Annotated in this window: 20 protein-coding genes and 1 tRNA gene; 13 read left to right on the top strand and 8 right to left on the bottom strand. The window is 51.2% G+C overall.

Annotated features, from left to right (window positions below; genetic code table 11):
* Positions 1-51 precede the first annotated feature (51 nt).
* From J2I46_RS14560 to J2I46_RS14550, 3 genes are all read left to right on the top strand, one after another.
* Positions 52-2280, top strand: coding sequence for a S9 family peptidase (locus tag J2I46_RS14560; RefSeq protein WP_207329777.1), 2229 nt, complete (start codon positions 52-54; stop codon positions 2278-2280).
* Positions 2281-2415: 135 nt separating this feature from the next.
* A complete protein-coding gene (locus tag J2I46_RS14555) occupies positions 2416-3291 on the top strand; it encodes a TspO-related membrane protein (protein ID WP_207329776.1) in 876 nt (291 codons plus the stop codon).
* A 47-nt stretch (positions 3292-3338) separates the two neighbouring features.
* Positions 3339-4856: a M61 family metallopeptidase gene (locus J2I46_RS14550; RefSeq protein ID WP_207329775.1), complete on the top strand. Its 1518-nt coding sequence runs from the start codon at positions 3339-3341 to the stop codon at positions 4854-4856.
* A gap of 74 nt (positions 4857-4930) precedes the next feature.
* Here J2I46_RS14550 and J2I46_RS14545 read toward each other — a convergent pair whose 3' ends face one another.
* Both J2I46_RS14545 and J2I46_RS14540 read right to left on the bottom strand, forming a co-directional pair.
* The gene (locus J2I46_RS14545) at positions 4931-5488 is read right to left on the bottom strand and encodes a hypothetical protein (protein WP_207329774.1); all 558 of its coding nucleotides are present in this window, start codon (positions 5486-5488) and stop codon (positions 4931-4933) included.
* Positions 5489-5493: 5 nt separating this feature from the next.
* Positions 5494-5907, bottom strand: a complete 414-nt coding sequence (locus tag J2I46_RS14540) for an ester cyclase (protein ID WP_207329773.1) — start codon at positions 5905-5907, stop codon at positions 5494-5496.
* A gap of 122 nt (positions 5908-6029) precedes the next feature.
* Between J2I46_RS14540 and J2I46_RS14535 the strand changes: the two genes are divergently transcribed.
* The 3 genes from J2I46_RS14535 to J2I46_RS14525 all read left to right on the top strand — a co-directional run bounded on the left by J2I46_RS14535 (position 6030) and on the right by J2I46_RS14525 (position 9507).
* On the top strand, positions 6030-6392 hold the full coding sequence (locus tag J2I46_RS14535; protein WP_207329772.1) for a winged helix-turn-helix transcriptional regulator: 363 nt from the start codon (positions 6030-6032) through the stop codon (positions 6390-6392).
* A 281-nt stretch (positions 6393-6673) separates the two neighbouring features.
* On the top strand, positions 6674-8017 hold the full coding sequence (locus tag J2I46_RS14530) for a M16 family metallopeptidase (protein ID WP_207329771.1): 1344 nt from the start codon (positions 6674-6676) through the stop codon (positions 8015-8017).
* A gap of 113 nt (positions 8018-8130) precedes the next feature.
* Positions 8131-9507, top strand: a complete 1377-nt coding sequence (locus J2I46_RS14525) for a M16 family metallopeptidase (protein WP_207329770.1) — start codon at positions 8131-8133, stop codon at positions 9505-9507.
* Between the two features lie 72 nt (positions 9508-9579).
* On the opposite strand, the gene J2I46_RS14520 is transcribed toward J2I46_RS14525, so the two are convergent.
* Complete coding sequence (locus J2I46_RS14520) at positions 9580-10578, bottom strand: glycoside hydrolase family 43 protein (RefSeq protein ID WP_207329769.1); 999 nt, start codon at positions 10576-10578, stop codon at positions 9580-9582.
* A 182-nt stretch (positions 10579-10760) separates the two neighbouring features.
* On the opposite strand from J2I46_RS14520, the gene uvrB reads away from it, so the two are divergent.
* The 6 genes from uvrB (at position 10761) to J2I46_RS14490 (ending at position 16045) form a co-directional block, all read left to right on the top strand.
* Positions 10761-12782, top strand: a complete 2022-nt coding sequence (gene uvrB / locus J2I46_RS14515) for an excinuclease ABC subunit UvrB (RefSeq protein ID WP_207329768.1) — start codon at positions 10761-10763, stop codon at positions 12780-12782.
* A 145-nt stretch (positions 12783-12927) separates the two neighbouring features.
* Positions 12928-13365, top strand: coding sequence for a nucleoside deaminase (locus tag J2I46_RS14510; RefSeq protein WP_207329767.1), 438 nt, complete (start codon positions 12928-12930; stop codon positions 13363-13365).
* A gap of 48 nt (positions 13366-13413) precedes the next feature.
* Positions 13414-14028 (top strand): superoxide dismutase, encoded by a 615-nt coding sequence (locus tag J2I46_RS14505; protein WP_207329766.1) that lies wholly within the window; start codon positions 13414-13416, stop codon positions 14026-14028.
* A 112-nt stretch (positions 14029-14140) separates the two neighbouring features.
* Positions 14141-14216 (top strand) — tRNA-His (locus J2I46_RS14500).
* A 94-nt stretch (positions 14217-14310) separates the two neighbouring features.
* Entirely contained in the window at positions 14311-14973 is a 663-nt protein-coding gene (locus J2I46_RS14495; protein ID WP_207329765.1) for a carotenoid biosynthesis protein, read from the top strand.
* A 193-nt stretch (positions 14974-15166) separates the two neighbouring features.
* Positions 15167-16045, top strand: coding sequence for a MerR family transcriptional regulator (locus J2I46_RS14490; RefSeq protein WP_207329764.1), 879 nt, complete (start codon positions 15167-15169; stop codon positions 16043-16045).
* 141 nt (positions 16046-16186) lie between these two features.
* Here J2I46_RS14490 and rpsJ read toward each other — a convergent pair whose 3' ends face one another.
* From rpsJ to J2I46_RS14475, 3 genes are all read right to left on the bottom strand, one after another.
* Entirely contained in the window at positions 16187-16492 is a 306-nt protein-coding gene (gene rpsJ, locus J2I46_RS14485; protein ID WP_085411961.1) for a 30S ribosomal protein S10, read from the bottom strand.
* 117 nt (positions 16493-16609) lie between these two features.
* Positions 16610-18724 carry an elongation factor G gene (fusA, locus tag J2I46_RS14480; RefSeq protein WP_207329763.1) on the bottom strand — a complete coding sequence of 705 codons (2115 nt, stop codon included), beginning with the start codon at positions 18722-18724 and terminating at the stop codon, positions 16610-16612.
* A 220-nt stretch (positions 18725-18944) separates the two neighbouring features.
* Positions 18945-19844: an AraC family transcriptional regulator gene (locus tag J2I46_RS14475; protein ID WP_207329762.1), complete on the bottom strand. Its 900-nt coding sequence runs from the start codon at positions 19842-19844 to the stop codon at positions 18945-18947.
* Positions 19845-20078: 234 nt separating this feature from the next.
* Here J2I46_RS14475 and J2I46_RS14470 point away from each other — a divergent pair, with 234 nt between their 5' ends.
* A complete protein-coding gene (locus tag J2I46_RS14470; RefSeq protein ID WP_207329761.1) occupies positions 20079-22256 on the top strand; it encodes a protein-disulfide reductase DsbD family protein in 2178 nt (725 codons plus the stop codon).
* A gap of 119 nt (positions 22257-22375) precedes the next feature.
* Here J2I46_RS14470 and J2I46_RS14465 read toward each other — a convergent pair whose 3' ends face one another.
* Both J2I46_RS14465 and J2I46_RS14460 read right to left on the bottom strand, forming a co-directional pair.
* Entirely contained in the window at positions 22376-23311 is a 936-nt protein-coding gene (locus J2I46_RS14465; RefSeq protein WP_207329760.1) for an SPFH domain-containing protein, read from the bottom strand.
* A gap of 170 nt (positions 23312-23481) precedes the next feature.
* Positions 23482-24675: an MFS transporter gene (locus J2I46_RS14460; protein WP_207329759.1), complete on the bottom strand. Its 1194-nt coding sequence runs from the start codon at positions 24673-24675 to the stop codon at positions 23482-23484.
* Positions 24676-24716: the final 41 nt, after the last annotated feature.

The following is a 24716-nucleotide window of genomic DNA, read 5'->3' as shown; positions in this document are numbered from 1 at the left end:
GATTACGATTGGCTTATCTGAGAAGTAACTTTAGGAAAGTAATTTTGCTCCATGTCCATCAACAAACACATACTCTGGCTTCTTCTGGCCGCTGCAACGCCAACGGTTACGCCAACCGTAGCGCAAACGACCAAACCGCGCTACGCTGACCTGCAACAGGCATTACGCTCTGGCGGGCAACTGGCGGGTGCCAATGGCCCACGTTCGGTAAACTGGATCAATGGCGGCACGCGTTTCTCCTTCCTCGACCGGTCGGGAACGATCAAGGTGTTTTCGCCCGCCGACAAGAGTGAAACAGTGCTTTTCGACGGTAAAGCGATGAAGTTTCCGGGCACTGAAAAAGCGTTTGATTTCGATTCGTTCCAGTGGTCGAAAGACTCAAAAAACCTGTTTTTCCAGACCAATTTCCGGCCTGTTTACCGTCGGTCGGGTATCTCGGATTATTACGTGTACAGCCTCGCCGATAAGGTGCTGAAACTCGTGGCCAAAGACGCACAGACCGCCGAACTCTCACCCGATGGCAAACAGGTAGGCTACGAGCGCGGTGGTAATTTGTTCGTGTTCGATTTTGCCACGCAGAAAGAAACGCAGCTCACCGGCGACGCGAAGCCGGCGTTCTACAACGGTCGTTTCGGCTGGGCGTACGAGGAGGAATTCGGCCTGGCACAGGCCTGGGCCTGGTCGCCCGATAGCAAGTTCATTGCCTTCTGGCAGTCTGACGAACGGAACGTACCCATCTACCGCCTCACGAATTACCAGGGGTTCCGCGAGACCTACGATTCGCTGCCATACCCCCGCGTAGGCGACCGAAACCCAAGTGTTCGGATCGGTGCGATCGAGATTGCCAATGGTAAAACGGCGTTTATGAATGTGGAAGGTCAGCAGGGGTATATCCCCCGCATCTACTGGACATCGCAGGAAGGGCAACTGGCCTTGGTGCACCTGAACCGGAAACAGAATGAATTGAACCTGTACATGGCCAACGCCCGCACCGGCGACGCTAAAGTGATCATGACCGAGACCTCGAAGACCTGGGTCGACGTGTTCGATTTCTTCGCGGGTGTGAATCACCTGTTCGAGTTTCCGCAGGGCGTGAACGAGTTCTACTGGGTGTCGGAGCGCGACGGCTGGGCGCACCTGTATCGCTACGATTACAGCGGAAAACTGCTGAATCAGGTCACGAAGGGCAACTTCGAGGTATCAACGATTCAGCACATTGATACGAAAGGAAAGAAGGTCTATTTTACATCAACCGAAGCCTCGCCGCTGGAACGGCAGCTTTACGTGATCGATGCGGACGGCAAAAACAAGAAACGCCTGACCACGCCAGCCGGTCGGCATGCGATCAACATGTCGGACAACGGGCAGTATTTCATTGACCGCTATTCGAACGTGCAGACGCCTACGCAGGTTGAACTGCGCGATGTGAAGGGTAATCTGGTGAAGACCCTGGAAGACAATGCCCGCGTGAAAGAGTACGTCAGCACGAATACCTATTCGCCGAAAGAGCTAAGTTCGTTTACGACGAAAGACGGCCAGAAAATCGACATTTCGATCATCAAACCCGCTGACTTCCAGCCCACGAAACGTTATCCGGTGGTGGTCGATATCTACGGTGGTCCGGGGTCGCAGTCGGTGTATAACGACTGGCAGGCACAACCCTGGCATCAATATTTGGCGCAGCAGGGCTACGTGGTGGTGGGCGTAAACAACCGGGGAAGCGGTGGTTACGGCAGCCAGTTCGAGAAGATGGTCTATGAAAAGCTGGGCTACTACGAAAGCCTGGATTTCTCCGAAACGGCCCAGTACCTGGCCACGCTGCCATGGGTCGATGGCGCTCGGATGGCCATTCGCGGGCATAGCTACGGCGGCTACATGAGCAGCTACACCATGCTGACCCATCCCGGTGTGTTCAAGGTGTCGCTGGTGGGCGCACCCGTCACCGACTGGCGGTTATACGACAGCATTTACACAGAGCGGTACATGGGACTGGTGCCTGAGAATGACGCGGCGTACCAGAAAAGCGCGGTAACTACCTATGCCAAAAACCTGGCTGGTAAGATGTTCATCGCCCACTCAACGATGGATGAGAACGTACACGTGCGCAATACGTTCCAGCTCATGAACGCGCTGGAAGACGCCGGTAAAGATGCCGATCTGCGCATTTATCCGCCTGGTGCCCACGGCGTAGCTTACAGCCAAACCACCTACCAACTGCTCTATCAGCAATACGTCGACTACCTGAACGAGCATTTGAAAGGAGAAAGCGTGGTTCGGTAAATCCTCCGTTTGCTGTTTTCAGTTTACTGTTGCTTCGCTACTCAGCAGCGCAACAGTAAACCGAAAACAGAAGACTTTTGCCAAACAAGCGGATGATTGAGCGGGTTTTAGAAAGAAATCGCTCAATCACCGTTTATGGAAAACACAAAAATCAGCCGCATTGCTACGGCCGCATTGGTCATTGGTAGCATCGTGGGTACGTATTTCTTTGCCGGGCCACGGAACAAAAAACGCCGGACCGATGTGGTTCCCGAGTATCAGGACGAGCTGGAAACCAATCTGATAACTCCGGCTGGTGGTACATTCGCCACTGTCTGGCCGGTGATCTATACTGGCACACTAGGTCTGGCCGTGCATCAGGCGTTGCCGTCGCAAGTCGATAATCCACGTTATGAGAAAGCCGCTCCCTGGCTGGTGGCCAATTACCTGCTGAACGGACTGTTCGGCGTTTTCTTCTCGCGAGGCGAGAAAGAGGCGCGGGTAGCGGCAAACGCCATTACGCTGGGTACGTTGCCAACGGTACTGGCCCTGCACAACGCGCTGGGTGTTGGACAAACGCCTGACGTACCACAACCGGAAAAAACATTTCATCAGGCAACGGGCATTTACGCGGGCTGGATCACGGTGGCTACAGGTGTGGCAACCACGAATCTGCTCATTGAAGCTGGTTACCGGGTGAGTCGCGAGCGGGCCGTTCCGTTTGCTATCGGGTTGCTTGGTGTGCTGGGGGCCATTGGCGTCACGGTGTCGAAGAAGCTGAACGATCCGTATTATTTGCTGCCCTTTGTGGCTGGTTTTACCGGTGTGGCGGCCAAACAGGGTGGCCGAAATGATGCCGTAGCCGCAGTAGCAGGTACGTTGGCGCTGGTGAGTGCCGGTGTGTTTGTACGGCAATTGCAGGCGCAACAACCTCAGCCAGCCCTTTCAGAGCCAGAACAGGCTCAGTTTGAAGCTGCCGAAGAAGCCCGCGAAGAGATGGACCACGAGCCGTATTATATTGATCTGGATTAGCGTATTTGTTGAAACCTATAAGGTCTCCGTGACCTTATAGGTTTATCATGCAGTACACTCTTTCCGTTGCCGAACCGGGCAGCCATTACATCAACATTACCTGTCGTATCGACGAAGTAACAGGCGATACGCTCGATTTTCAGTTGCCCGCCTGGCGGCCGGGTCGGTATGAGCTACAGCACTTTGCGAAGAACATCCGGTCGTTTGCCGTTTTCGATCAGAACGATCAGCCGTTGGCGTACCAGAAAGTGACGAAAGATCGCTGGCAGGTGAAAACCAACGGCGCTACGTCGGTGCAGGTACGTTACACCTATTTTGGTTTGGTGGCGGGTGATCACAAGCTTGATGCCGGGAGTAGCTACGCCGATTCGTCGCACTTCTGGTATATCAATCCGGTTAATCTCTGCCTCTATGCCGAGGGTCGACTACACGAAGCATGTTCCCTTACCCTCCACATTCCTGACGGCTGGCAAATTGCCTGCGGACTTCTTCAGCAAGACAGCAAAACACTAGTCGCCAGTGATTACTATGCGCTGGTCGATAGTCCGCTGATTGCCTCAGGTACGTTGCAGGCCGTTCGTTATACCGTTCAGGAAGTGGATGTTACGGTTTGGGTGCAGGGCTGGAATTACCGAATGCCGCCCGCCTTCGACCCGGCTCAGATAACCGCTGACTTTACCCGATTCACCGAAGCGCAAATCAACCTATTTGGCGATTTTCCGGAATCAGAATACCACTTTCTGACACTTGTTCTGCCTGTTCCGTATTACCACGGCGTTGAGCATCGGAACAGTACCGTGCTGGTGCTTGGCCCTGAACTGGAAGGGCTGGCCGCCGATGGTGTCACCGTTGAAGGAGCGGGCCTGTATACCGATCTGCTGGGCGTGGCGTCGCACGAGCTGTTTCATGCCTGGAATATCTGCCGAATTCGCCCCGCCGAATTGACGCCTTATGATTTCACGCGTGAAAACTATTTTACCACCTGCTTCGTGGCTGAGGGAATTACCACCTATTACGGCGATTTGATGCTCCGTCGGTCGGGTGTGTTCGATGATGCGGCGTACCTGAAAGAGTTACTGGTGGTTCTGAAACGCCATTTCGAGCAGGCTGGCCGCGCGTCGCTGTCGCTCACCGAATCGTCGTGGGATCTGTGGCTGGATGGGTACGTTCGCGGTGTTCCTGACCGGAAAGTGTCGGTGTATCATAAGGGGGCTATCGTGTCGCTGATTCTCGACCTGCACCTGCGCCGAAAATTCAACCACGAACGCTCGCTCGATGATGTGATGCGGCTTCTCTGGCAACGCTTCGGTCCAACAGAAAACGGTCAACCCGCCCGCGGTTATACCTACGACGACTACCGTGCCATCGCCGCCGAGGTTGCTGACGAACCCCTCGACTGGTATTTCGACACCTGCATCACCGGCAATGGCCCCATCGGCCGGCTGCTGAATGAGCACCTGACGTTCATCGGCCTGCGCATGGGCTATGATGATGCCGGCCTTGTGGTACTAGAGTGGATTGGCCAGGCGCAGGAGCGCCTGGAGTGGGAGCGGTGGTTTGCGTAAACGTTTTTCAACGTTTTTTCATCTTTATAACGTCCAGCTCTATTGGTAGTACTAGCAGTAGTGTACAGCTGTGCTTATTTATTTTTGACTAGTGCTGCCAGCCAAGTGCCAAGGGTAAATAGCAAGGATAAAATCAGTAAAGCGTTCAATGACATTTTTGCTTGCGTTGCCAAACTTGCTACTGACACAGTAAGATGATCTGAAGAGGGATAGTCAGAGAAAGCTATGGCGATAAAAATATTCTCAATATAGTCTACAAGCCCTGTGAGAAGTGGAATCAAAAACAACCAATTTGACCAATTTTTTCTTTTACGGAATATTAAAAAAATAAGAGATGAAAATGTGAAAGCGTAAATTGAAGGAAAAAAAATATCGCAAATCATGAAATTTTTATAAATGGTTCTTCCTTCTATACCTAATTCGTTCAAGTCATTGGTGAAACTATCAACATTATATCCTTTAGCTTGTAAATCAAAAGGGGTAAAGGTGGGTGAAATGTTTTGCATTGATGGCGTGCTGGTTGGTAAGCCAGGCGCATTCATTAAAATATTGAACACGACTAACAACCCAATCAAAATAAAAATGAAAGGCTTACTGCCCGTTTTGCCTATCAGTGAATGTATTATATTCATAATTATTACTTTGATTGCAGTTGTTTGAGTAACCCTAAGGCGTCCCATGAACCTTTGCCCATGCCGTCAATAACTTGTCCATTTTTAAAGGTCCAAAACCATGAGCCTTTCCATGTTACCTTTTTGTTTGTTGGGCTGACACCAAGGAATATCCCTTTTTGTGTACCATTGGCTATCCACCTTGCCGCAACCATATCCTTCTCTGCAACGAGAATATCTACAGTGATTAGCAGATCAGGAAACGCTGCACGGATTTGTTGGGTAAATGCCTTTTCTTCTCTGGCAAATTCGGGCACAAAATAGCTGTCGGCATAGGTAGTGTCGCCTTTATTGAACAGATTGTCGACAATATTGAGCAGGAGTTTTTTATTCGCAGAATTGGTATTCCGTACTCCTTTAGTTTGAGCGAAAGTTGCCATACTAGTGATGAGTAAAACAGCAACCAAAGAAAGGACTCTATTTTCCATTGTTCTTATCATAAGGTAAAGGTAGAAATTCGAGTCTTTGTGTTATAATGGAACTACTATAAACTACTTACCACATGGTAACCACTCAAAAAAAGAAAAGCTCAGGAAATCCATATAACTGCCCACTAACGGCAGCAGTAGATAAAATTGGTGGTCGCTGGAAGCCAATAATTTTATTCTATCTGTCTAACGGAAATAAAAGGTTTGGAAAGTTAGCCGCTGTTGTGCCTATGATTTCTAAAAAAGTCTTGTCTCAACAATTAAAAGAGTTGGCAGACGATGGTCTTATTGTTCGCAAACAATTTGATGAAGTGCCGTTAAGGGTTGAATATTCACTGACTGATTTTGGTAAGTCTGTCCTGCCAATACTGGATAAAATTTGCGAATGGGGAAAGCAGCTTGTTGATCATGATGTGCCCGTGCAAGATCTCGTTTAACATGACGAGTAGCAGGGTGAAAAAGCCTCCCCTTTGTGTCTGTAAACTTGGGATGCCTTGCGCGATAACTATAAAAACCAATGAAGCTCTACAGTTAGTAGCCATTAGCTACAGGCGAGCGGCACTATGTATTAGTCAGTTCAACTTATAGATAGTGGCTCTACTTTCTGTCATCCCAATGAGGGTTGGGCTAACAGAAAGTAGAGCCACTGCGCAGGCAGGCGTTGTTCTGGAGCGAACCGGGCATTAGTTTTAGGCTTTTGCCAAACTAAAATCCTCTCATGAACAAACGACTAGGGCTTTTGACCGTACTGACGCTCTCGGCGGGCGTTATGCTGGCTCAGAATAAGCCTAAAGCAGAAGACGTGCAGACGTTCACGCTTAAGAACGGCATGAAATTCATGGTCTTGGAAGACCATTCGATTCCCAACGCAAATTTCTATTCATTCTGGAAAGTTGGCTCGCGCAATGAAGTGCATGGCATCACCGGCCTGTCGCACTTCTTTGAGCACATGATGTTCAACGGGGCCAAGAAATACGGCCCCAAGCAGTTCGACCGGGTCATGGAAGCCAATGGCGGATCGAACAACGCGTATACCACTGAGAACACAACGGTGTATACTGACTGGTTTCAGAGCGGCGCGCTTGAAACGATCTTCGACCTGGAAGCTGACCGGATTCGGGACCTGGCTATTGACCCAAAAATGGTGGAAAGCGAGCGCGGCGTGGTATTATCAGAGCGGAGCACCGGTCTGGAGAACAGCAATTACCGCGTGCTGAGCGAGCTGGTGCAGTCAGTAGCGTTTGTGGAGCACCCGTATATGTTTCCGGTCATCGGTTTCGAGTCGGACATCAAGAAATGGACGCAGGCCGATCTGGAGAAGTATTTCAAAACGTATTACTCACCCAACAATGCCGTGGCGGTAGTGGTTGGCGATGTAACGGCCGCGCAGGTGAAGAAAATGGCCGAACAGTATATTGAGCCAATTCCCGCGCAGAAATTGCCCGATAGCCTACGTACCGTTGAACCCCCGCAAAACGGTGAACGGCGCGCCACAACATACAAAGACATTGCGACGCCCAACATTTTGCTGGCCTACCATACTCCTGCTACCCGTCACCCCGACTATTATGCCATCGATCTGCTTAGTGGCGTGTTGAGTTCGGGCAATTCGTCGCGGCTGGTGAAATCGCTGGTGCTCGATTCAACCATTTCGTCGCGGGTGTTTACCAACGCCGACATGTCGTTTGACCCGAGCTTGTTTTCTATCTACGCCATTGCGGCCAGTGGTGTTACGGCTCCACAACTAGAGCAGGCCGTGTTGCGCCAGATCGATAAGGTGATCAACGAAGGCATTACGGATGTGGAATTGCAAAAGCTGAAGAACCAGAAGCTGATGGAGTTTTACCGGACTATGGAATCCATCAACGGGAAGGCTAATTCGCTGGGTACGTATGAACTGTATTTTGGCGATTACAAGAAGTTGTATGAGGCCCCTTCGCTCTATGAAAAGGTGACCAAAGAAGACGTGCAGCGCGTGGCCCGAACGTACCTGACCGAGCGGAACCGCACAGTGGGTTATCTGTTGCCAGAGCCCAAGCCAAACCCAGCTAAAAACAACTAAACGGATTGGGATATCGGATTTGGGATTTGCTCCGCTGAGGAACAGTCACGAAGCTCAGCGGAGCAAATCCCCAATCCGATATCCCCAATCCGACATCCGATATCCCCAATCATATGAAATTCGTAGTCACGTTTATAATTGCCTTGATTACAGCGGGTACGTTGTTGGCCCAGACGTTTAAGGTGCCGCCTTATCAGAAGTTCAAGCTCAAGAACGGCCTGACGGTTTATCTGATGGAACAGCACGAAGTACCGCTTGTCAACATCTCGGCCGTGTTCGATGCGGGTGCCGTGCAGGATGGCAGTCGCTACGGACTGGCCAATATGACCGCTCAGGCGCTGTTGTTTGGTAGTTCGAAGTACACGAAATCGCAGCTCGAAGAAAAGATCGAGTACGTGGGTGCCAGCGTTGAAACGTTTGCTGGTAAAGAAGTGGCTAAAATGACCGCGTCGTTTGCCGTAAAAGATCAGGACCTCCTGTTTGATATCATACAGGATGTGCTCACGAAGCCAACGTTCGACCAGACCGAGTTTGATAAATACAAGCAACGTCAATTGCTTCAGTTAACCCAGCAGAAAGAAACGCCGCGCGGGGTGATTGGCTCGTATTTCAATACGTTCGTGTATGGCGCACATCCCTACGCTAATCCGCTGACAGGTACGCCCGCCTCGGTTTCGGCCATCTCGGCGGCTGATGCGCGGCAGTTTTACCAGAAAAACTTCACCACCGACCGCGCCGCCATTGCCATTGTCGGCGATTTCGACACGGCAGCGATGAAAAAGCGCATCACCGATTTGTTTGGTGGCTGGAAAACGGCTGCGGCCACGTCGCCCGCTTTAGCCGAGCCGGCGTTTACGTTCGATAAAAACCGGGTGTTGCTGGTGAATAAGGATGATGCACGCGAAACCACATTTCTGATCGGCGGTAAAGGCATCACGCAAAATAACCCCGATTTTATTCCTGTCACGGTGGTCAATACGATTCTGGGCGGTCGGTTCACGTCGTGGCTCAATGATGCCCTGCGCGTGAATTCAGGCCTGACCTACGGTGCCAACAGCCGGTTTGGCACGTTCCGGAAAAGCGGCACCTTTGCCATCTCGACCTTTACGAAGAATAGCACTACCACGCAGGCTATCGATATGGCGCTTCAGGTGCTTGATAGCCTGCACCGGACGGGCATCGACGAGAAGACGCTGACGTCGGCCAAGAACTACGTCAAGGCCGATTTTCCGCCCCGCTACGAATCAGCCAGCAGCCTGGCGAATCTGCTGACGGATATGTTCAGCCTGGGCTTCGATGAGTCGTTTATCAACAATTTTCAGAAGAACGTCGATGGCCTGACGGTGGCCAAAACCCGGCAGATCATCGACCAGTATTTCCCGAAAGATAAGCTGCAGTTTGTGCTCGTCGGCAAAGCTGAGGCCATTCGTGATAAGGTAAAGAAATACGGTATCATCACGGAGAAGGAGATCAAAGCGGAAGGGTTTTAGGTTGGCTGGCTGAGTTAGTTAATTGGTTGGCTGGTTGATTAGGTAACCAATTAACTAACTCAGCCAATTAACCTACGCCGGCCGTGCTATCTCCATTCCCTCGGCTGCGGGAACACCGAAATCGGGTGAGCCGTTGTGGTGCCAGTGAATTCGCTGGAGGCGCGGGGTACGTTCGTCTTCGCATCCCTTATTGGGGCCGGGATTGGCGTGATAAAGTAGCCACGTTTGTCCGGCTTCGGTGTGGAAAACGCAGCCATGACCGGGGCCGAATACGCCGTTACGCATCGACGTTTTAAAAAAGGGCTCCTGAGCTTTTGTCCATGATGCGGCTCTCATTAAATCGCTGTCGATACGGGCCGTCAACAGGCCCATAGTGTACTCGTCGGTCCAGCAGCCGCTGGCCGAATAGATGATGAATAGCTGGTCTTTATGGCGCATGAAAGCGGGCGCTTCATTGACTAGTACGTGGTTTCGTCCGCTGTTGGGGTCTGGATCGTGGTTGTGGCGTTCCCAGGGTAAGGTGGGTTCTGATAGGAGTAGCCGGTTTCCCACGCAGGTCCAGGGGTTGCTCATGCGGCATAGGTAAATATTCTGCTGCCGGTTCTCGTCTCCTTCCCAACCCGACCAGGCCAGCAATAGTTGGCCATCCAGATCGATAACGGTTCCGTCGATACCCCATTTGCTGTCGGGTGTTGTAAGTTCGCATTTCACCTGCCATTCACCTTGTAAGGGGTCGCAATTCCTGTTTTCCAGCACCCATATGCGCTGGTCGCCCGCATCCCGATCCTCACCCGCGCTTAGGTACGCATACCAACACGTTTTGCCTGTTCCATCGTCCAGATAGTGGAGTTCGGGCGCCCACATATTTTTTGAGAACGGCCCGTCGTCGGGTACGGTCCAGACTACCTTCTGTTCAGCATGGGCCAGCTCGGCGATGTCGCGCGTTTTCCAGATCGTGAGGTTGGTACGGGTTGAGTGCGTGTAGTAGTAAAAACCGTCGTGACAGGCTGCCCAGGGGTCGGGGCCATAGGGCAGCAACGGATTGGTAAACGTAGGTTTTGTCGGCATCATGATTAGGCTAAAGGCCATAATCAAACAACCTGGCTATCACAGTCAGGGTTGGCGAATGGTTAGGCAAGGGGCAACGTACCTGGAATAGAGCGAAATCAAATGCGTCTTTCTAAAACGACCTTGCCTGTTGGCTGGTTTATTCGTAAATTGGTGGATTACGCCAACTCGTAGCAACAACGCTGATGAACTTTGAATTAACGTCTGAATTTCAACCAACCGGTGACCAGCCAAAAGCCATTGTCGAGCTGGTTAAAGGGGTCAATAACAATGAACCGGCGCAGGTATTGCTTGGGGTCACGGGGAGCGGTAAGACCTTCACGATTGCCAACCTGATTGCGCAGACAAACCGGCCAACGCTCGTTCTGAGCCATAACAAAACGCTGGCGGCGCAGCTCTATGGCGAGTTTAAGCAGTTTTTTCCGAACAACGCCGTCGAGTATTTCATCTCCTATTACGACTACTACCAGCCAGAGGCCTACATTGCCACCACAGGTACGTATATCGAGAAGGATCTTCAGATCAACGAGGAAATTGATAAGCTTCGGCTGGCGGCCACATCGGCGCTGATGAGCGGCCGGCGCGACGTGATCGTGATCGCTTCGGTGTCATGCATCTACGGCATGGGTAACCCAGAAGAGTTCAAAAACAGCATTATCCGCATTGCAGAGGGCGAACGGATGAGCCGTAATCAGCTGCTCCATAAGCTGGTTAGTATTCTCTATAGCCGAACAGAGGGTGATTTCGAACGGGGTAATTTCCGCGTGAAAGGCGATACGGTCGATCTGTTTGTGTCCTACGCCGACTTTGCCTACCGGTTTATTTTCTTCGGTGATGAGATTGAATCCATTCAGCGGATCGACCCGGCTTCCGGCAAAAAGCTATCGAATGAAAAGTCGGTTACCATTTTCCCCGCTACACTCTTCGTTACGGGTCGCGAAACCCTGAACGGGGCTATTCATCAGATTCAGGATGATTTGGTAGCGCAGATCAAGTTTTTTGAGAGCGAATACCGCGAGCAGGAGGCCGAGCGTATCAAGGAGCGCACGGAGTTCGATCTGGAAATGATGCGCGAACTGGGCTACTGCTCCGGCATCGAGAACTACTCGCGCTATTTCGATAACCGGCAACCGGGCCAACGGCCATTCTGTCTGCTCGATTACTTCCCCGATGATTTCCTGATGGTGGTCGACGAAAGCCATGTAACCATTCCGCAGATCCGCGCTATGTGGGGCGGTGACCGGTCGCGTAAAGTAGCGCTGGTTGATTACGGCTTCCGGCTACCCTCGGCGATGGACAACCGACCGCTGACGTTCCAGGAATTTGAAGACCTGACGCCACAAACCATCTACGTGTCGGCTACGCCATCTGATTACGAACTGCGGAAGAGTGAAGGCGTGGTGGTGGAACAGCTTATTCGCCCAACGGGCCTGCTCGACCCCGAAATTGAGGTACGTCCGAGCCTGAACCAGATTGATGATTTGCTGGAGGAAGTAGATGCCCGCATTAAGCGGAATGAGCGGGTTCTGATCACGACCCTGACCAAACGCATGGCCGAAGAACTGAGCAAATACCTGGAGCGTGTCGGCATCAAAACGCGCTACATTCACTCAGAAGTAAAAACCCTCGACCGCGTCGAAATCCTGCGTGACCTGCGCCTCGGCAACTTCGACGTGCTGGTGGGAGTGAACTTGCTTCGCGAAGGCCTTGACTTGCCCGAAGTATCGCTTGTGGCCATTATGGATGCGGATAAGGAGGGTTTCCTGCGCGACATCCGGTCATTGATTCAAACCATTGGCCGGGCTGCCCGGAACGCGAACGGGCGGGTGCTCATGTATGCCGACCGGATCACGGGTTCGATGGCGAAAGCGATTGACGAGACCAACCGCCGCCGCGCCATTCAGCTAGACTATAACATTGCAAATGGAATCACGCCCAAAACGGTGCTCAAATCGCGCGAATCGATCATGGGACAAACTAAAGTGGCCGATTCGAAACCGAAGCAGTTCTACGTGGAGCCCGACGAGATCAACATTGCGGCCGATCCGGTTGTGCAATACATGGGTAAAAACGACTTGCAGCAGCTCATTAAAGAAACCCAGGCCCGGATGGAGCGCGCCGCCAAAGACCTCGACTTTATGGAGGCCGCTCGCCTCCGCGACGAGCTTTTCCAGCTACGCGACAAACTGAAGGCTGAAACGGTGTAGGTCAACTGACAAGTCGATACTTAGCAGATAGTTAATAATAGTGCTGGCTGTATCTTCGTATTGAATGAGGAGAGATCTCCGCCCACGACCTTGAGGTGATGTGACCGGCCGGTTTAGCGTCACCTCATTGTATTTTCTACCATCTATGTTCACCGACGAATACTTCATGGAAATGGCCCTTGCTCTGGCCGAAGACGCGGCTGAGGCAGGTGAGATTCCGGTTGGTGCATTGGTTGTTTGCCAGAACCGTATTATCGGAAAAGGGCGTAACCAGACCGAGCAACTCAGTGATGTAACGGCCCACGCGGAGATGATTGCCATTACGGCGGCTACACAGATGTTGGGCGGCAAATACCTGACAAACTGTACGCTGTACGTTACGCTCGAACCCTGTGTAATGTGCGCAGGCGCTATTTTCTGGGCGCAGTTGGGCCGTTTGGTGATTGGTGCTGACGATCCAAAACGTGGCTTTTCGCGGCTGACTCCTTCACCGATGCATCCGAAAACGCGCATTGAAACAGGCGTTTTGGCAGACCAAAGCAGGACGTTGATGACGAACTTTTTCGGACGCCTAAGAACATAAAGCAAAAGCGCGGTGTTAGTCCGGATGAATTAAACCTTAAACACAGATATGGCTTTCGTACTCGATCCACTGCCTTATTCAAGCGATGCGCTTGAACCAAATATAGATAAGCAGACCATGGAAATCCACCATGGCAAACACCATAACGCCTACGTAACGAACCTGAACAACGCCGTGGCAGGCACCGAAATGGAAAACCTGTCGATCGATGAGCTGGTAGCCAACGTGAGCAAATACCCGGTTGCTGTTCGTAACAACGGCGGTGGCCATTTCAACCATACGTTCTTCTGGAACATCCTGTCGGCAAACGGCGGCGGCCAGCCTTCGGGCGAACTGGCTACGGCGATCGATCAGAAATTCGGTTCGTTTGATGCCTTTAAAGAAGAATTCACGAAAGCCGCTACAACGCGCTTCGGTTCAGGCTGGGCGTGGTTGATCGTTACGGCCGACGGTGAACTGGCCGTTACATCAACGCCAAACCAGGATAACCCATTGATGGATGTTACCGAGCAAAAGGGTACGCCAATCATTGGTCTTGATGTATGGGAGCACGCCTATTACCTGAAATACCAGAACCGGCGCCCCGAATACATCGCTGCATTCTGGAACGTAGTTGACTGGAGCGCCGCCGATGCACGGTACAAACAGGCGAAAGCAGCGTAAGTAATTGAGAGTTAAGAGGTAAAAGTTATGAGTTGGCAGGAGCAAAAAAAAACTCTTAACTTTTATCTCTTAACTCTTAATTACTTCTTACCTTTGCATTCTCAAATTAAATGGTGCGCGTAGCTCAGTTGGTTAGAGCGCTGGTTTGTGGTGCCGGAGGTCGTGGGTTCGAGACCCATCGTGCACCCACCATTTGAAGTCCTGACATGTGTTGTCAGGACTTTTTTTTTGCCTGGTCCGCCTTAATTGCTAGTAACTTGCTATCACCAGCCCCGATCATAAATGACTGACCACCCTGTACCTCGTTACGATAACCTCATTCGTACCATCCTGATTCTGGCCTACATCGCCGGCTTGATTGGGTTGCAGGTGCCAGCCGTTGCGCCACTTTTCAAACAGTTGACCGCGCTAAATCTGCTGGGTACGTTGGCAGCGTTACTCTGGTACCATACTGATTGGCGGCCCGCTTTCACGTTCTATATCGCTCTGGCCGTTTTAACGGGATTTTTTGTGGAGTTGCTGGGTGTACGTACCGGGTACGTGTTTGGCGGCCCTTATGCGTATGGCGCAGGTCTCGGCCCTAAACTCTTCGATATTCCGCCCATCATTGGCGCTAACTGGCTGTTACTGACCTACTGCTTTGGTTCGTTTTTTGATCGCTTTACGTGGCCAGTGTATCTCAAAACAGCTATTGCGGCGGCTGGTATGGTTGCACTCGACTTGCTGGTTGAACCTGTTGCTATTCGACTCGACTTCTGGACGTGGTTTGGACACCCCATTCCTATCCAGAATTATCTGGGTTGGTGGCTTGTTTCGGTGGCGTTACTTAGTATCTGGTATGGGTTGCCATTTCGAAAAGAAAACCGGCTGGTGGTACTGATAATCAGTTTGCAAGCGTTCTTTTTCATTGGCCATCAGCTCCTTTACCGGTTGTCCATTGGCTAAACAATTATGCCTTACGGTGGGTTATTTGATAATATTTCATGCTGTGTTATTGCATATTCCATCGAAAAGTTGCAAAGCGATAAATAGGTGCTTAGTTTAGACGTTGCGTTCAAGAGCGCAGGGTTAAAATGGGCTCATTTAGCTTGCTTTCACAGCGACTGTTATCTGCACCAACTTGTAATCTGATCATCCCATGAGTAACTACTCGATTAAAGATTTAGAGCAGCTTTCCGGCATCAAAGCCCATACGTTGCGGATCTGGGAGCATCGGTATAATATCATTCAGCCTAAGCGGACTGATACGAACATACGTACCTACGATGATCAGGATCTGAAGCTGGTCCTGAACATCTCGTTACTGAAAGATCACGGTTACAAGATATCCGAAATCTCCAAGCTCTCGGTTGAAGAGATGTATCAGGAGGTAATCAAAATATCTGATAAACAGCTCAACTATCCCGATCAGATCCACGCGCTGACGATCACAATGATTGATCTGGATGAAGATCGTTTTGAGAAGATCATCAGTACCAACATCCTGCAGTTCGGTTTCGAGAATACGATGATCAACATCATCTACCCATTCCTGAGCCGTATAGGTACGTTGTGGGTAACCGGATCGATTGGCCCGGCTCAAGAACACTTCATCACCAATTTGATCCGTCAGAAGCTGATTGTGGCTATTGATGGCCAGGTGAGCAAGCAGCGGCCCAACGGGAAAAAGTATATGCTGTTCCTGCCTGAAGGCGAAATGCATGAGATTAGCCTCTTATTTGCCAATTATATCATCCGGGCGCGCTACAACAAAGTCGTTTATTTAGGCCAGAGCCTGCCGTTCAACGAACTGATGTTCGCTTACAACGTTCATAAGCCAGACTATATCTTTTCGGCCATCACGTCGGTACCGTCTAACAGCGAGGCACAGGCCTACGTGACTAAACTAGGCGCCCAATTCCCCGAAGCACATCTGTTGTTAACCGGCTACCAAATGGTTGGTCAGGATATTCAGATGCCGGAGAATGGCACGATTATCAACGGTATCGACGACCTGATCCGGGTGGCGAGCACATAAAAGGGAGTTTATAGTTTACTGTCTTCTGTTGCTCTGCTAGCTTACGTATTGTGTAATAGCGGAGCAACAGAAGACAGTAAACAGAAAACAAAAAAAAGGCCCCCGCTAAACAGCGGGGGCCTTTTTTCGTACTACGGAAACTTAAACTTTGATTTCTACATCGACACCGCTGGGGAGTTCGAGTTTCATCAGTGCGTCAACCGTTTTAGAGCTGGTTGAGTAGATATCTACCAGACGCTTATAGGTGCAAAGCTGGAATTGCTCACGCGCCTTTTTGTTAACGTGTGGTGAACGCAGGACGGTGTAAATCTCTTTGTCGGTAGGCAGTGGAATTGGACCACTCACCATAGCGCCCGTTGATTTAACGGCCTTTACAATTTTTTCAGCCGATTTGTCAACCAACATGTGGTCGAACGACTTCAATTTGATGCGAATCTTCTGATTCATAAAAAGCGGTTCGTTTAGTTAAATAGACCCCAGCCGAAAGAACCATTTACTCCGGAAGGGGAAAGATTTAAAAGAGTTTACTGTAAACAGTCTTCTGTTTACAGTAAACTGATTTTTCTACGAAAGGCCGCCTTTTTCTTTCTTCACTACGGTGTCGGCGATGTTATTCGGCACGATTTCGTAATGAGCGAAAGTCAAGTTGGCAGTGGCCCGGCCCGACGACATCGTACGGAGTTCCGTAATGTAGCCGAACAGTTCTGACAGAGGCACATCGGCTTTGATCACCTGCGAACCAGCGCGCGTGTCCATACCTTTCATGATACCCCGGCGACGGTTCAGGTCACCCGTAATCGGACCTGTGTATTCTTCCGGCGTCAATACTTCAACGGCCATGATTGGTTCGAGGAGTTTCGGACCAGCCTGACGAGCAGACTCGCGGAAGCCCATCCGAGCGGCCAATTCGAACGACAATGAGTCTGAGTCAACGTCGTGGAATGAACCGTGGAACAACCGAACTTTCATTGAATCGACAGGATAGCCGGCCAACGGACCCGTTGACATGGCTTCTGCGAAACCTTTCTGAATGGCAGGGATGAATTCACGAGGAATAACGCCACCTACGATCGCGTTATCGAATTGGAGGCCAGCTTTCACTGAACCATCTTCTTCCGGGTCACGTGGCATCAGTTCAAACACGATGTCGGCGAATTTACCGCGACCACCTGTTTGCTTCTTATATACTTCGCGGTGTTCAACCTTCTTGGTGATGGTCTCTTTGTAGGCCACCTGAGGAGCACCCTGGTTCACTTCAACCTTGAATTCACGACGCATCCGGTCGATGATGATCTCCAGGTGAAGTTCGCCCATACCACGAATGATGGTTTGGCCAGTCTCTTCGTTCGACTCAACTTTCAGGGTTGGGTCTTCTTCGATCAATTTACCAATGGCTTTCGAGAAGTTGTCCTGGTCGGCTGTCTTCTTAGGCTCAATGGCATAACCAATAACGGGATCAGGGAACACCATCGACTCGAGAACGATTGGGTTCTTCTCGTCTGACAGGGTATCACCCGTTTTGATGTCTTTGAAACCAACTACAGCCCCAATATCACCCGCCTCAAGACGATCGATCTGGTTTTGTTTGTTGGCGTGCATCTGGAAGATACGCGAGATACGCTCTTTGTTGCCCGACCGGTTGTTCAGGATGTATGAACCTGACTCCAGCACACCCGAGTATGAACGGATGAAGCAAAGGCGACCAACGTAGGGGTCAGTAGCGATCTTGAACGCCAGGGCCGAGAACGGCTCTGTCGTAGATGGTTTGCGTGAAATCTCTTCGCCCGTGTCGGGGTTGGTACCCACGATGCTTTCTTTGTCGAGTGGTGAAGGCAACAGGGCCATCACGTAATCGAGCATCGTTTGAACGCCTTTGTTTTTGAACGACGAACCGCAAAGCATCGGCACGATCTTCATGCTGATAGTAGCCTTACGCAGCGCCGCCAGGATCTCATCTTCCGAGATCGAGGTAGGATCTTCGAAATACTTCTCCATCAGCGAGTCGTCGAATTCGGCAACGGCCTCCAGCAGTTTTTCCCGCCATTCGGTTGCTTCGTCCAGCATATCGGCTGGGATCGGCACCTCACGGAAGGTCATTCCTTTATCTTCGTCGTTCCACTCGATACCGCGGAAGTTAACAAGGTCAACCACGCCACGGAATGTATCTTCTTCACCGATTGGCAACTGAAGAGGCACAGCGTAGCTACCCAGCATTTCCTTCACCTGCTTGCACACGTTCAGGAAGTCGGCACCAGAGCGGTCCATTTTGTTTACGAAGCCAAGGCGGGCAACGTTATAGTTGTTGGCCAAACGCCAGTTCGTTTCCGACTGAGGTTCAACACCATCAACGGCACTGAAAAGGAACACCAGACCGTCAAGCACACGCAGAGACCGGTTCACTTCAACAGTGAAGTCAACGTGACCTGGGGTATCGATGATGTTGATGTGGTATTTCTGGTCGCGGTAGGTCCAGTCAACGGTAGTGGCGGCCGAAGTGATCGTGATACCACGCTCTTGCTCCTGCTCCATCCAGTCCATTGTGGCAGCTCCATCGTGAACCTCACCGATCTTGTGACTTACCCCGGCGTAATAGAGAATACGTTCGGTAGTGGTCGTTTTGCCTGCGTCGATGTGGGCAGCGATACCGATGTTTCTCGTCAATAATAAATCGCGAGCCATTAGCTTGTTATACAGAAAGTTATGTAATTCTAAGACAGTGGAAAGAAACCAGCCCGGTAAAACCGGTTGGCCTTTCATGAATTCAGGTCGCAAAATTACTGACTTCCAGCGGTAAAGTCAAGTTAAAGTGTTAAGTCATAAATAAGTCAGCAGTCGATAGTCTGCTGACACCCGAATACGCTTACGTCAGCAGACTATCGACTATTGACTTACGACTTATTTATGACAATAAACCAGCCATACTGGGTAGCAGAGGCGACTGTTTATCGCGGTATATGGCCTGATAGCGCATAGGCGTAGTGCCTGTCTGCTGCTTGAACTGCCGATGAAAATGCGAGATATTATTGAATCCGCACTCGAACCCGACCTGACTAACGCTCAGGTCGGCCTGTGTCAATAGTTTCCGGGCGTGGCTGATGCGCAGTTCATTCAGGTATTCGACAAACGATTTGCCCGTTCGTTTTCTGAAATACCGGCAAAACGCCGCCGGGGCCATACCGGCTACTGAGGCGATCTGTTCAATACGTATTTCTTTTCGGAAATGCTTGAGTACGAACTCCAGAACCCGCTTCATACGCTCGGTTTCAGCCTCGCTGGCTGTAAGCTGATAACTATCGGAAGCCAGCAAGATGGCGTCGCGATCGGCTGCCAGTTCGTTCAGGATACCTAGCAATTCAAGCACCTGTGCCATGCCTTCGAGGTGCGGTAGCTGAATGAGGCGAGGCGCCAGGCGACCTACCGTATTAGCGCTAAAACACAAGCCATATCGTGACCGTTGAAGCAATTGCCGAATCTGACCCGACTCGGGCAATACACTCAGCAGGTTTTCGTCTAGTGTAGCCGGAAACTGTACAACGATGGCTTCAGCGGGCAGTTCATCGTAGCGGTCGTCATCATTTCGCCAGAAGTGGGGAAGGTTTGGTCCGATCAGCACCAGATCACCCACCTCGAAATTGGTGACGTGGTCACCCACAAAACGCTTGCCGTTGCTCTCCAGAATGTAGGTGAGTTCGTATTCAGGGTGGTAATGCCACAGCGCACCAAAAGCGGTAAGACGAATGTGTTTTACGAGCAATGAGTGTTCCTGATCAATAGTTACCTTTTCGTAAAGCGCTTTCACGGAGTGTTACATTTTAACTGTCTGGGCTGTAAAATCCAGTAAAAATAGTCAGGATTTCACATAAAAGGAACAAATAGTACACCGCATTTTTAGTGAAAGGTTATCTGTTGCAACACGGCACGTCCTTTGCAACGTATGGTCTTTACGATCCACTCGTCAGACACTCACCAATAGGCAACCATTTTCTGATTAAATCGCGTTACCTCCGTAACCTATTAGTTGTACCTACACTGTATGAATCGGTTTATTGCCCCGCTGGGCTTGTTGCTTTGCCTGTTTACCGCCATTACGACCAGTTTCGGTCAGTTTGGCCAGAATAACATCACTAAACCCACCACGTTTGCCTATAGCGTTTCGCCCACGAAAGCGAAGGTGGGTGATGTTGTCGAGATTCGTATTACGGCCCGGTCGAAGGAAGGCTGGCATATGTACGCCGCCAAAACCAATCCGAAACTGGAAATGGGCCCGCAGGCAACCACGTTGGCGCTCGAGAAAAATAAGACCTTTCAGGCAGTTGGCGAACTGATGTCTATAGGCTACGAAACCAAGTTCGATGATGTCTGGGAAGGTGATACGTATATCATGCCTAACCCGGCGGTTTTTACGCAGAGAGTGAAACTGCTGAGCGATAAACCCGTCATTAAAGGCACTGTTGAAGGCCAGACCTGCTCGACTGTCTGCGTACAGGTAAGCGACGATTTCGACGTATCGTCTATGCTGACGGTGGCAGCGGGCTCAACGCCGCCAACAAGTGTAACGACTGCCGTTGCTTCAGTTCCAATCAGTACCACTACGGTAGCGTCTGCTACTGCCAACGTACCTGAATCGATATCAGCTACTGTTGACGTGGCTGAAATCGATACGGTAGCAGCGCTAAATACGTCGGTGGCGCCAGTCGTTAGTGAAGTTGACCCATTAGCAAAGTTGGAAGGGGAGCAGGGCGGTTCGCAGTCGCTGTGGGGCTTTGCGCTTACGGCTTTTCTGGCGGGATTAGCCGCCTTGCTAACACCCTGCGTGTTTCCGATTATTCCGATGACGGTTAGTTTTTTCACGCACCAGAAAGGGGGCTGGTGGAAAGCGTTGCTCTATGGCGCGTCGATCATTGCCATTTATGTCCTGATAGGTACGTTGGTATCGCGTATCAACGGCCCGGCTTTCGCCAATTTCCTGAGCACGCACTGGTTGCCCAATCTGCTTTTCTTCGCGGTGTTCTTCACGTTTGGTTTATCATTCCTGGGCCTGTTCGAGATTACGCTGCCTAGCTCGATTGTCAACAAAGCCGACGCGGCTTCGGAGCGGGGTGGTCTGGCCGGTATTTTCTTTATGGCCTTCACGCTGGTACTGGTTTCGTTCTCCTGCACCGGCCCTATCGTGGGAAGCATTCTCGTGGCGTCGGCGGGTGGCGAAGTGGTGAAGCCGATCGTTGGTATGGCGGCATTCTCGTCGGCGTTTGCCATTCCGTTTACATTGTTTGCGCTCTTTCCGCAGTGGCTGGCTAAGCTTCCTAAATCGGGTGGCTGGCTAAATTCTGTGAAGGTGGTGCTTGGCTTCCTGGAACTGGCCCTGGCCCTGAAATTCCTGAGCATTGCCGATCAGGTCTACCACTGGCATCTGCTCGACCGGGAGGTGTACCTGTCGTTCTGGATCGTAATCTTCAGTCTGCTTGGCCTTTACCTGCTGGGTAAAATCCGGTTATCGCACGATAGCCCCGAGATGATGACGATTGATACGGCTAACGGCAGCATGCGCTTACCGGTGGCGAATTCAAAAGTGAGCATTCCTCGCCTGTTGCTGGCCATCATCACGTTTACGTTCGTGGTCTACATGATTCCAGGTCTCTGGGGTGCTCCACTGAAAGCGTTGGCGGGCTACCTGCCTCCCGAAACCTCGCAGGATTTTAACCTGCATGGAGGCGTTGGACAAACGGCACCAGCTGACAAGCGTACAGTTCGGTATGGCGACTTGTTCAAATTGCCGCACGGTATTCAGGGCTTTTTCGATTATAAAGAAGCACTGGCCTACAGCAAAACCGTTGGTAAGCCTGTGTTTATCGACTTCACCGGTCATGGCTGTGTAAACTGCCGCGAAATGGAGCAGCGCGTTTGGAGTGATCCGGCGGTACTGGCTCGCCTACAGACCGATTACGTAGTTGTGGCGCTATACGTCGATGATAAAACCGAACTGCCGGAAGGAGAATGGTATACGTCGAGCTACGACCAGAAGCAGAAGAAAACGATCGGCGCGCAAAATGGCGATTTGCAGATTACTCGTTATGGCAACAACGCTCAACCGCACTACTGCCTCGTCGATGGCGACGGCAAGCTGCTGGTGTCGCCCATCAACTACGATCTGAACGTCGAGAAATTTGGCAAATTCCTGGATTCAGGCAAAGCCGCTTTTGCCAGGAAGTAGGTGGCTCAGGTACGTTGCTGCTGAGTTGATCGCATTTTTTGTCATTCTGAAGAATTGAGGGATCGTGGCGTTCTTACTAAAAGCGCCACGATCCCTCAATTCTTCAGAATGACAAAAGCTTACTTCTTACCGGTGTCAGCCGCTCCGTTCAACTTTTCGATAGCGAGTAGCTGCTTCATGGTTTTCTCCATGCCATCGGTTGAGCCGTCGAGGAAGATGACGTTGCCTTTGCTGTTCTCGGCGAAATGCTTCACGGCTTCTGTCCAGATCGAGAACAGGATCAGCGAGGCGTCGAGGTCGGCTTCACTCATGACTTTAGCTGATTCAGCCATACCCTTGGCTACTTCTTCGCGGAAAAGCGCCACACCCTGACCACGGAGTTGCGCCGCCGTTTTCTCCGCTTCGGCCGAAATTTTGATCGCGTTCCCTTCGGCTTCAGCCGCTTTTGTTTTCGTTATCAACAGCGCCTGCCCTTCGTTCTCGGCCGCTGCTTTCAGGTTCGACGACGCTACCACCTGCGCCATCGATCGCATAATCACTTCATCGAATGCAATGTCATTCAATTGCAGGTCGGTGAGGTGGTAGCCCCAGCTTTCGAGAAGCGTATCGATCTGCGATTTGACGTGTTCGATAATTTCAGAGCGAAGGCCCAGAATTTCAGACTGCCTTTTGGTTGCTACGAAACTACGGATCGAGCCTTCGATCGTGCGGATGAGTGCCTGCATGAATGAGGCTTCGTCAATGAATTTGAACGCCACATTCTTGATCGTTTCTTCTTCCTGATTCAACACCGAATAGACCAGCATTGCCTTGAAATTGACGTTGGCCTGATCGGCGGTGATGGCCTGAAACGCCAATTCGACAGACCGGTTCTGAATCGAGATCTTGCGATAAATGAGCTCGATAAATGGAATTTTGAAATTCAGACCCGGTGTGAGTACCCGGCTGTATTTTCCGAAGATAGTTATAACTGCCACCGTACCCTGCTGTACGATGACAATGGACAGGAAGGCGACAATCGCGACAATGAATAGAAAAATAGGAGTGAAGAGCATAGCCTGCATGGTTTAGGTGGTGGCAGGCCGAAGCTAGTTATTTCCTGCTGTCAATTAGCATACTAAACGGATAATCGGCTAAATGGACTCCCTGCGGCCCAATTGCGCTGATGAACGTACCTGGAAAGGGGTTGCCCTCTGTACAGCACCAGTTGACCTGTCTGGTGTAATCAGGCAATAACCTCGGCGGGCATATCTACATCGATCACGGTTGGCCGGGTACCATGTTGACGAAAATACACCACAACCGCCAGCAACAGCCCCATGAATGCCATAGCGGCACCAACCCATTGGGGCGAGGCATAGCCTAGTCCGGCCGCGATGGGCAGGCCACCCAGAAAAGCACCCAACGCATTGCCGATGTTGAAACCCGCCTGCGTGATTGACGAAGCCAACATCTCGGAGCCATTAGCCGCCCGGATCATCAGAATCTGAATAGGCGCACCAAGCGAGAACGAAATAGCCCCGGTTACAAACGTCATGGCCAATAGCGGCCCTTTGAACGGCGATACGTAATAGACCACAATCAGGCTAACGACCATCAAGGCCAAAAACAGCATCGTTGCTTTGATAGGCGAGATCCGGTCGGCCACCAGGCCGGAAAACAGATTGCCCACGGCCATACCAACTCCTGCCAGCACCAGAATCCAGGTGATCTGACCCGCCTCGAAATGGGCAACCTCTGTCAGCAGCGGGGCGATGTAGCTGAACCAGGCGAACAGACCACCCGTGCCAATAGCAGTCACGCCCAGAATAAGCCAGGGTTCGGCGTACGTAAACAGCTTCAGGTCTTTACGCAGGTTCGATTCGCCTTCAACCGGCATTTCAGGCAGCAGCTTGTAAATGCCCATCAGCGTAATTAGCCCTACCACGCCAATTAGAACGAACGTGATCCGCCAGCTTACCTCGTGGCCAATATACGTACCCAGTGGAACACCGATGATATTGGCAACGGTGAGTCCGGCAAACATCATGGAAATGGCCCGCGCCTCTTTACCCGGACCAGCCAGTCGACTGGCCACTACGGCCCCTACGCCAAAGAAAGCACCGTGCGGCAGGCCCGACAGCAGGCGGGTCACCAACATGATCTCGTAGGTAGGCGCAAAAGCCGAAAGGATGTTGAACACTGTAAACAGCGCCATCAGGCCCAGCAAAATTTTCTTCGGCGGGTAATTACCGGCAATGGCGACCAGCAGCGGCGCGCCCAGAACAACGCCCAGGGCGTAGGACGAAATAAGATGACCCGCCACCGGAATAGATATATGGAGTGTTCGGGCCAGATCGGGCAGAATACCCATCATTACAAATTCGGTCATCCCGATTCCGAAACCACCCATGGTTAGCGGCAGCAAATTCTTTTTCATAACTGGAGAAACTACAGCAGGTGCAGTACAATTTGAGCCTG

The organism is Fibrella forsythiae (assembly GCF_017353175.1).
In the GTDB taxonomy this organism is placed as follows: domain Bacteria; phylum Bacteroidota; class Bacteroidia; order Cytophagales; family Spirosomataceae; genus Fibrella; species Fibrella forsythiae.
The sequence above is the reverse complement of the archived record's forward strand: the minus strand, read 5'-3'. Positions and strand labels throughout refer to the sequence as shown.

Excerpts from the sequence above, each read along its gene's own strand:
- J2I46_RS14560 (WP_207329777.1), top strand. The coding sequence starts at position 52 with ATGTCCATCAACAAACACATACTCTGGCTTCTTCTGGCCGCTGCAACG.
- J2I46_RS14555 (WP_207329776.1), top strand. The coding sequence starts at position 2,416 with ATGGAAAACACAAAAATCAGCCGCATTGCTACGGCCGCATTGGTCATT.
- J2I46_RS14550 (WP_207329775.1), top strand. The coding sequence starts at position 3,339 with ATGCAGTACACTCTTTCCGTTGCCGAACCGGGCAGCCATTACATCAAC.
- J2I46_RS14545 (WP_207329774.1), bottom strand. The coding sequence starts at position 5,488 with ATGAATATAATACATTCACTGATAGGCAAAACGGGCAGTAAGCCTTTC.
- J2I46_RS14540 (WP_207329773.1), bottom strand. The coding sequence starts at position 5,907 with ATGGCAACTTTCGCTCAAACTAAAGGAGTACGGAATACCAATTCTGCG.
- J2I46_RS14535 (WP_207329772.1), top strand. The coding sequence starts at position 6,030 with ATGGTAACCACTCAAAAAAAGAAAAGCTCAGGAAATCCATATAACTGC.
- J2I46_RS14530 (WP_207329771.1), top strand. The coding sequence starts at position 6,674 with ATGAACAAACGACTAGGGCTTTTGACCGTACTGACGCTCTCGGCGGGC.
- J2I46_RS14525 (WP_207329770.1), top strand. The coding sequence starts at position 8,131 with ATGAAATTCGTAGTCACGTTTATAATTGCCTTGATTACAGCGGGTACG.
- J2I46_RS14520 (WP_207329769.1), bottom strand. The coding sequence starts at position 10,578 with ATGATGCCGACAAAACCTACGTTTACCAATCCGTTGCTGCCCTATGGC.
- uvrB (WP_207329768.1), top strand. The coding sequence starts at position 10,761 with ATGAACTTTGAATTAACGTCTGAATTTCAACCAACCGGTGACCAGCCA.
- J2I46_RS14510 (WP_207329767.1), top strand. The coding sequence starts at position 12,928 with ATGTTCACCGACGAATACTTCATGGAAATGGCCCTTGCTCTGGCCGAA.
- J2I46_RS14505 (WP_207329766.1), top strand. The coding sequence starts at position 13,414 with ATGGCTTTCGTACTCGATCCACTGCCTTATTCAAGCGATGCGCTTGAA.
- J2I46_RS14495 (WP_207329765.1), top strand. The coding sequence starts at position 14,311 with ATGACTGACCACCCTGTACCTCGTTACGATAACCTCATTCGTACCATC.
- J2I46_RS14490 (WP_207329764.1), top strand. The coding sequence starts at position 15,167 with ATGAGTAACTACTCGATTAAAGATTTAGAGCAGCTTTCCGGCATCAAA.
- rpsJ (WP_085411961.1), bottom strand. The coding sequence starts at position 16,492 with ATGAATCAGAAGATTCGCATCAAATTGAAGTCGTTCGACCACATGTTG.
- fusA (WP_207329763.1), bottom strand. The coding sequence starts at position 18,724 with ATGGCTCGCGATTTATTATTGACGAGAAACATCGGTATCGCTGCCCAC.
- J2I46_RS14470 (WP_207329761.1), top strand. The coding sequence starts at position 20,079 with ATGAATCGGTTTATTGCCCCGCTGGGCTTGTTGCTTTGCCTGTTTACC.
- J2I46_RS14465 (WP_207329760.1), bottom strand. The coding sequence starts at position 23,311 with ATGCTCTTCACTCCTATTTTTCTATTCATTGTCGCGATTGTCGCCTTC.
- J2I46_RS14460 (WP_207329759.1), bottom strand. The coding sequence starts at position 24,675 with ATGAAAAAGAATTTGCTGCCGCTAACCATGGGTGGTTTCGGAATCGGG.